The organism is Streptomyces sp. NPDC001634 (assembly GCF_040298185.1).
Taxonomy (GTDB): domain Bacteria; phylum Actinomycetota; class Actinomycetes; order Streptomycetales; family Streptomycetaceae; genus Streptomyces.
Map to the genome: position 1 here is coordinate 1 of NZ_JBEOZU010000183.1, position 7,311 is coordinate 7,311.

The window sequence follows — 7,311 nt, forward strand, 5'->3', positions numbered from 1 at the left end:
ACCAGCCTGCCCACCTGCAGAAATGACCGCCCCCGAATGAGCCGAAAGGGTCCGTCAGCAAGCTGACGGACCCTCACGCAAGATCGAGGCTAAGGTCCCGCTCGAAGTCCACGAGCCTGTCCTCGAAGAGGTGCGGCGCAGAATGGGACAGGGAGAACACCCACGCCACGATGTCGTCCGCGCTGCGCTCGACCACCTGCCCGGCCGGAATGACGTGCCGTGCGAAGGCCTCGAACCCCGCCTTCTCAAGGACCAAGTCCTCGCGGCCCGGGGTGCCGTTGGGAAGTGTTCCCTGGCCCGCACGGCGAACCGGGCCCAGATACCGCCGCACCAGTTCACGGATCTCGGCGTTGGGCGGGGCAGGATCCGAAGGCGATTGTGGCCGAGGCTGCGGTACCGACTCCCCGTACTGGTCCTTGAGGTCGCTCATGTGGACGAACGCGCCACCTGGCTCCAACAACTCGAAGACGGTCGCGGCGACTCGATCCCGGTCCATCCAGTGGAAGGAATTGGCGAACACGACGACGCGGAACTCACCCAGGTCGGCCGGCAGGTCCTCGGCTCGGGAGGTCACCCAACGCGCGTTGGTCACCCCGCGACGCCTGGCCTGTCGCTCGGCCTCGGCCAGCATGTCCTCGTCGGGGTCGACGCCGACCGTCTCGGTGAAGAACCGTGCCATGGCGAGCATCACGGAGCCCGGCCCGCAGCCGACATCGAGGAGCCGGCCCCGGCCGTCCAGGCCGAGGACCGTGGCCAGTGATTCGGCAAAGCCAGGAGCATACGGCAGCCGGCCGCGCTCATAGAAGGCTGCACTTCCCTGGAATAATGTGCTGTCCCAATGCCATCCATCAGGCATATCAATTCACCTCCATGACTTGACGAAGTCGCCACCAGATCCGGGCCTGTCGGTGACGTCGCAGTCATCCTGCGTGAGCCTATCGGCCCAGGTGAAGACGCAGATCCCGCAGGTTCTGTACGGACTCGGCAATGCAGAGCAGCGGCTTGGTCGCCCGATCTCGGCCAGCCGTGCACGTTGGGCAGGGTCCCGCCGAAGGGGCGAGCGCCTGACACAAGGGTGCTCATGGATGCACGGGGATCCGAAGGCACGTGCGCAGGTGCCGATGCGATGACGAGGGGCTTGGGACCGGCTGTCCTCTACTCGCTCAGCCCAACGATGCCCCAGCCGCGTCGGGCGGCTTCAGCGAGAACGCGGCCCCAGTCCTCCAGCAGGTCGGTGAACGCGTCGAAGTCGCCGATCCATGCCCCGGGAACGGCAGCATGCTCGGTGAAGGGCCCGCACATCCCGCTGAGGCGGGGCCGTATCCGCTCCCACGTCGCGGCCAGTTCCCGCGCGTTGTCCGGTGACCGCGCAAGCAGCACGCCGTAGCAGACTCCGGGGTCGTCGCTGAAGAAACCGGGGTCGGTGTCCTCGGCCTCACCGTCCAGCCCGTCCCAGATCAGCCCCATCAGCAACGTGTCCAACTCGGCTCGCAGCAGCGGGTCGACGTGATCGCGGACGGATTCCCACCGCTGGCAGGCCCAGAAGTGGGCCTTGAACGAGCCGCAGGTATGCAGGAACTCGTATATGGCGAAGTAGGCGCCCTCGGGTCCCCTCGGCCACTGCCAGTCGCCCTCGACCACCGGTGCGCCGTGATCCCACAGCCCCGTCTCGTCGGCGTACCAGGCATCCCTCAACCGCGGCAGCCGCTGCCGGGGCGGAACCTCCCCCAGCCATGACCAGTCCGCGATCATCACGGTGATCTCCAGCCCCATGGAGATGAGCTTAACGATCGACCCCGGCGGAGCCCCCGGGCGCACTGTCTGCACCTCCACCAACCATGAAGTGCTGCACTTCGTCGGGCGTGGGGGCGGCAAGAGGCTCAACCGCCGAGTTTTCGTTTGATCAGCAGGACCGGCGGAGACTACCGTGCGTCCCGTGATGTCCTACTGCCTCGCTGCAACGCGGATCCGCCACGCCTGAGCGCGGCGACATGCCCGGCATCCTCGCCGCGCCCGTCAGTCCCAAGCATTCCTTCGGGCACGGAGATTCTTCATGTTCACTCCCTTCGAGGAACTCGACGCGCTACTGGCCGACTTCACGCGCTCGGTCCGCGACATCCTCGGCGACACCTTCGTCGGCGCCTACGTGCAGGGCTCCTTCGCGCTGCGCGCCGGTGACATGCACAGCGACTGTGACTTCGTCGTCGCCACCACCGTGCTTCCCAGCGGGTCGGCGGAGGCAGAGCTCCGCCGGCTCCACGACGAGATCCCGACCCGTCGGGGCTTCCGGACGCGCGGCTGGGATCCCGCTGACCCTCCTCGGCCGGGCAGCCTGGAAGCGACGTATGCCTTCGCCGCCTACGCGCAGTCGTTCGCCGACTGACGAAACCGGGCTCTGGCCCGGCACTCGCCCAGGCCCTCTCATGGGACAACCGCGCCGACGCCCGCCGGGCCGGACAAGCCAGCTCGCCCCGCAGCCCGGTTCGGGGTTGACGTACAGGCCGTTGCAGGCGGTGCCTCCAAGGGCGGCGTAGCGTTCCGGCCGGCAGGCTCGGCCGCGTGGGCGGCCTGTGACAGCTCGGTCGCCGAGTGCATCACTGCGCCCGGTGCCGCGCGTACCCGGCCGAACCGGCAGAGGCCATGGGCCCGGCGGCCGCGGTCCACACCGCCGTGTGCCGTGAGTACGGCGGGCCGTACAGACCGGCGAGCCGCGGGGCTTCGCCGCCGGGTCGAACTACACGTCGAAAGCGGAAAGCGACACCGCGGATGGCGGCACCGTGGCTTCCGGTACAGACAAGGCCGGCTGACGGTCCGGTGGACAGTGTGGTGCGGCTGATGACGGAGACTTGGCGGTGGGATCTGTCCGGCCGACGTGCCGAGCGATGGGCGGGACGGCCGCCGGTCGTACCCAAACCGGCTCGGCGAGCAGGGTAGCGCGGCTCGGCAGACGGCCTCGGCCGGCCACCGGGCCGACCGCGTCGCTGCGCCCCTGACGGCGCCGCAGTGTTCTGGCTACAACTGACGCTTCTGCCGGCAACGGCACCTCCCCTATGGTGAGCCGTCACTTGTGTCCGCCCAGAGGGGAACTGATGGTGCGTAGGACCAGAGTCATCCGAAACGCCGCCACATGCGCGGCAGCCCTACTGCTCTCCGCCTGGATCGCCCCGGCAGCTTCCGCCGACGGCGCCGCGGCCGGGCCGAATCCGGTCGCCGCCCAACTCAACGCCTACTGGACCCCCGCCCGCATGGCAGCCGCCCTGCCCGGCGACACCGGCAAGGGTGCCGAGGGCGGGTCGATGTCCCCGGCCGACTCCCCTGCGGTGGACGGGCCCCAGCCCGGCGAGTACATCCCGCCCAGCAAAAGCTTCGACGGCATGCGCCAGGCCGGCACCTTTTTCTGGACCGACACCACCGGCACGGGGCGCACCTGCAGTGGCTCCGTGGTGCGCAGCCCCGGCCACACCCTGGTACTCAGCGCCGGACACTGCCTGAAGGGTTACTCCGGCACCTCCCCCAAGCGCAACCTGGGCTTCGTGCCCCAGTACCACGACGGGCTCAAGCCTTTCGGTATCTTCCCGGTCCGGAACAATGGCGTCTACGTCCCGCAGCAGTACTACGACCTGGGTGAGCACGCGGGGGCCGAGTACGACTTCGCCTTCGCGGTCACCGAGCCCAACCAAGACGGAACTTCGGTCCAGGACGCGGTCGGCGGGGTGGAGTTGCTCACCGGGACGGGGTACTACCACGCCCCGGTACGGATGATCGGATACCCGGCGGGAGCGGAGAAGCCGTTGGAGTGCTGGAGCTGGACCACCAGGTGGGCCAGCGATGACCCGGCCGACCCGGGTACCTTTCCGCGCATCGCCTGCGACGCCTTCGTGGGCGGCACCAGCGGCGGGCCGATGCTGGTCCCGTGGCCGGGCGGCTGGGCTGTGATCGGGGTGATCGGGGGCTACCACACCGGCGGAAACACTCCCCAGGTCTCCTACAGCGCGTACTTCGGCGCCGCCACCCGGGCCCTCTACCGTGCCGCGATTACCAACGCCCCACCTGCAGGCCCTACATCATGAGACCCAACAGCAAACCCACTGCCCGCAACAACATCCCGTCCACCGGCGGCAAGTCGGCCCGATGGCCCGACACCCACCGTCAGCGATGGGCTCGTTGAGTGCAAGGCGCTCATCGCCAGATCCTTGCGATGGAGCACCATGTGGTGCGCGCCATGCTGCGAACCGTCTACGCGGGGCCGACGCGGTGCTCTTCGGCACTCCCACCCGTTTCGGCAACCCGGCAGGCCGGCTCACGGCGTTCATTGACACGACCGGTCCCCTCTGGTTCCAGGGCAAGCTCGCGGACAAGGTGTACTCGGCCTTCACCGCCTCCAACACCGCCCACGTCGGGCAGGACTCCACGCTCCTGGCGCTGGCGAACACGTCCTACCACTGGGGTGGGATCATCGTGCCCCCCGGCTACACCGACCCCGTCCAGTTCCAGTCGGGCAACCCCTACGGCACCTCCTACGTGGCCGCCGACGGCCCGCCCGGTGAGGTGGCCCTGCAGGCAGCCCGCTACCAGGCCCGCCGCGTCGTCGAGATCGCGGCCATCCTCAAGGCCGGCCGCGCCGCCTGATCCACGGACGAGGCAGTACGGAGGGCCGCCGGAGTGGGTACCACTCTGGCGTTCCCGGATCTGGCCGCTGCCGTCGAGGAAGGGGTTGCAGCCGGTGCCGCCGTGGTGATGCCGGTGCAATCCACCCCGAACGGCCGCCGAGCGGTGCTGCGGCAGCGTCGCGGGGCGTGTACGAATACGTCGGCCCCTGAGCGGTCGCAGCTGGACGCTCCCGCCGGCACTCCCGCCGCGGCCCCCGCCGACGAGCCGCGAAGCTCCATGCGGACAAGGGGTACGACCACCTGCGGCGATGGCTGCGCAAGAGGGGCATCCGCCACCGCATCGGCCGCAAGGGCATCGAGTCCTCGACATGGCTAGGCCGTCATTGCTGGCTCGTCGAGAGAACCGTGTCCTGGCTGGCCGGATGCCGACGCTTGCATCGCCGCAACGAGCGCAAGGCCGAGCACTTCCTCGCTTTCGTCGGCATAGCCGCCGCCCTCATCGGCTACCGCCGACTCAGCAGCTGAGCCGGCCCAAGCCTTCTCTGTCGGTGGCAACCCATAAGGTACGCGCAAACTCTCCAAGGAGGAGGTCCCGTGGGATTTTCGGGTCACCTGGTCTTCGCCCGTAGCAAGCGTCCGCTGCAGGAAGCACCCGTGTTCGACAGCATCAATCAGGAGCTGAAGGACACTGTGCATGCGTGGCGGCCGCGAGCGGGCGGTTGGCAGACCCTCCAGTTCGATCACGGACCATGGGAGGACGACTACCTGTCCGCCCTGGTCGGATGGACCGGCGCACCAGCCTGCGTCGCAGACGTCTCTGACAGCGACATCGCCCTCGTGACCGGGCTGGGAACCAACGGGCAGCGCTGGCAGGCGTGGCTCAACCTGGATAAGGCTGCAGCACTCCTCACCGAGGAACCCGAGGACCTCGACGACGTGAGCCTGTGGGTGGGCACACCCGAGTTCAACGAGGCTGTGAGGCACAAGCGCGCGGAGCTCGACGTGGATGTTCCAGCCGACGCTGAAGGCGCCCTCGTCTGGGCTGCAGCGGCCGGCATCCCGGCCACAGGGCAGCAGCCCCGGATCGAAGAGCTACTGCGCTCGCGGGAGACCTTCGCGGAAGACCTCTTCAGCGCGCTGCTGGACGAGTTGGGCTTCCCCCAGGCCACCCAGCCTTCACCAGAGCCATAAGAAACGGCGCCCAAGGCGACGCGGTGTTCCGCCCACCGACCGCCACCGGCGCCCGGCTTATGGGAGAGCCCCACGAGGGTGGGAAGATATGGCGTGCCCTACCACATCGTGACCGTGACCGGCTCGCACCGCACCGGCTTCGGTCTACAGGTCGAGCCCGCCATTCCCATCAAGGCGTTGGCCGCCCGTGTCGCTGACACCGACGTGCCCGTGCGGGGCGACACTCTGCTTCTGCTCTTTCCCGAGGGCCGCCACGGGCGGGCGATCCTTGCGGACTTCGCCCTGGAAGCGTGGCGCGACGGGGACACGTACTACAGCCGGAGCAGTCCTGATGACCCCGAGTTCACACTTGTCATCGGCACCGAGCGCGGACCGGAGGACCTTCCGCCGGGCACGGAGATCTGGCTGGACGATGCCGCTCCCACCGGCGGTGCGCGAAGCGGTGGCTGGAGCCGGATCGTCGCGCAGTTCGAGGACCTGCCGCGGGTGAGGGTCGATCCTGACGCGGACCCGGAGGTGATGCCGTCACATTCGTCGCCCTCTGAGCCTCCCGAAGATCCAATGACATGAGGTTCCTGGAGTGACGGAATGCGGGACGAAAGTTCGGCAGGGATTCCCCACACCGACAAGCGGCGATCGCGTCGCGATCGTGCAGTGTGTGAGACCCGTGCGGCGCCGACTGCTCGAGCCCATCCCCGTACGCTCCCCCCTACGACGTGCTCCGCGAGGTCAAGCGGCGCGCGAGGCCGACGACCCATCGGTGGCCTCGTGGATCCGCGCTGTCGAGCACCAGCTCAACCGGACGGCGTGACCGAGGACCACACGCCGAACCACTGCTCGGCGCCGTACTCCTCGAACCGCTCCACCTCGGTGAACCCCAGCTTCGCCGCGAGGCGCATCGCACGGTCGTTGGCGATCTGGGTGCAGAGCACCACCGGCTCGCTGGGAAGCACGTCGGCGAACCAGTCGAGCACTGCTGCGCACGCCTCGGCGGCGTACCCGCATCCCCACGCCTCCGGCAGGAACATGTAACCGAGCTCGGCCTCCCCGGCATCCGGACGGACGTGACCCGGACGCTCTGCATCGCGCCGATCGAGCGTGACCATGCCGATCATCGCTCCGTCGAGATCGATCACGAAAAGGCCAGGGCGCCGCCCAGGCACCTCAGGCACCGCGCGCTCGAGCTCATCACGCGGTCGAGGGCCACCGATGTAGGTGCCCACCTCTGGCGATCCGAACAGCTCGATGAACGCCGCACGGTCCTGGGCCTCGGACTGGCGGAGCACAAGCCGTTCGGTCCTGATCGGGGCAGGTGGCCAGGCGCCGGGTCCAAGGTCAGTCATGGCGGGCAACCTATCGCACGCCCGCAGGGCAGGAGCCTCAGACGACCGACAGCGGCAGCAGCTACAACCTGGGCCGCCTAATACTCCAGCCGGACTTCTGTATTTCTGCTGGTCAACGGCCTGGCGGTGGGGAGTGTAGCGGGGGCTCAGTATGCGTGGGGCGGTCT

7 protein-coding genes and 2 pseudogenes are annotated in these 7,311 nt (G+C 68.6%); 6 read left to right on the top strand and 3 right to left on the bottom strand.

The window, feature by feature from the left end:
- Positions 1-73: 73 nt before the first annotated feature.
- Positions 74-856: a class I SAM-dependent methyltransferase gene (locus ABT186_RS47020; protein ID WP_351930568.1), complete on the bottom strand. Its 783-nt coding sequence runs from the start codon at positions 854-856 to the stop codon at positions 74-76.
- A 299-nt stretch (positions 857-1,155) separates the two neighbouring features.
- The gene (locus ABT186_RS47025) at positions 1,156-1,773 is read right to left on the bottom strand and encodes a hypothetical protein (protein ID WP_351930570.1); all 618 of its coding nucleotides are present in this window, start codon (positions 1,771-1,773) and stop codon (positions 1,156-1,158) included.
- A 280-nt stretch (positions 1,774-2,053) separates the two neighbouring features.
- Here ABT186_RS47025 and ABT186_RS47030 point away from each other — a divergent pair, with 280 nt between their 5' ends.
- The 6 genes and pseudogenes from ABT186_RS47030 (at position 2,054) to ABT186_RS47055 (ending at position 6,371) form a co-directional block, all read left to right on the top strand.
- On the top strand, positions 2,054-2,383 hold the full coding sequence (locus tag ABT186_RS47030) for a hypothetical protein (RefSeq protein ID WP_351930572.1): 330 nt from the start codon (positions 2,054-2,056) through the stop codon (positions 2,381-2,383).
- Between the two features lie 706 nt (positions 2,384-3,089).
- Positions 3,090-4,070 carry a trypsin-like serine peptidase gene (locus tag ABT186_RS47035; protein WP_351930574.1) on the top strand — a complete coding sequence of 327 codons (981 nt, stop codon included), beginning with the start codon at positions 3,090-3,092 and terminating at the stop codon, positions 4,068-4,070.
- Between the two features lie 136 nt (positions 4,071-4,206).
- A pseudogene (locus ABT186_RS47040) lies at positions 4,207-4,629 on the top strand (NAD(P)H-dependent oxidoreductase); the annotation flags it as partial.
- Between the two features lie 215 nt (positions 4,630-4,844).
- Positions 4,845-5,135, top strand: a pseudogene (locus tag ABT186_RS47045) (IS5/IS1182 family transposase); the annotation flags it as partial.
- Between the two features lie 129 nt (positions 5,136-5,264).
- Positions 5,265-5,801, top strand: a complete 537-nt coding sequence (locus ABT186_RS47050; RefSeq protein ID WP_351930576.1) for a hypothetical protein — start codon at positions 5,265-5,267, stop codon at positions 5,799-5,801.
- Between the two features lie 93 nt (positions 5,802-5,894).
- A complete protein-coding gene (locus ABT186_RS47055; RefSeq protein WP_351226590.1) occupies positions 5,895-6,371 on the top strand; it encodes a hypothetical protein in 477 nt (158 codons plus the stop codon).
- A 224-nt stretch (positions 6,372-6,595) separates the two neighbouring features.
- Here ABT186_RS47055 and ABT186_RS47060 read toward each other — a convergent pair whose 3' ends face one another.
- A complete protein-coding gene (locus ABT186_RS47060) occupies positions 6,596-7,144 on the bottom strand; it encodes a GNAT family N-acetyltransferase (protein WP_351226588.1) in 549 nt (182 codons plus the stop codon).
- Positions 7,145-7,311 lie beyond the last annotated feature (167 nt).

What these genes read in the sequence shown, in the direction of transcription:
- ABT186_RS47020 (WP_351930568.1), bottom strand. Translation starts at nt 856, where the DNA reads ATGCCTGATGGATGGCATTGGGACAGCACATTATTCCAGGGAAGTGCA.
- ABT186_RS47025 (WP_351930570.1), bottom strand. Translation starts at nt 1,773, where the DNA reads ATGGGGCTGGAGATCACCGTGATGATCGCGGACTGGTCATGGCTGGGG.
- ABT186_RS47030 (WP_351930572.1), top strand. Translation starts at nt 2,054, where the DNA reads ATGTTCACTCCCTTCGAGGAACTCGACGCGCTACTGGCCGACTTCACG.
- ABT186_RS47035 (WP_351930574.1), top strand. Translation starts at nt 3,090, where the DNA reads ATGGTGCGTAGGACCAGAGTCATCCGAAACGCCGCCACATGCGCGGCA.
- ABT186_RS47060 (WP_351226588.1), bottom strand. Translation starts at nt 7,144, where the DNA reads ATGACTGACCTTGGACCCGGCGCCTGGCCACCTGCCCCGATCAGGACC.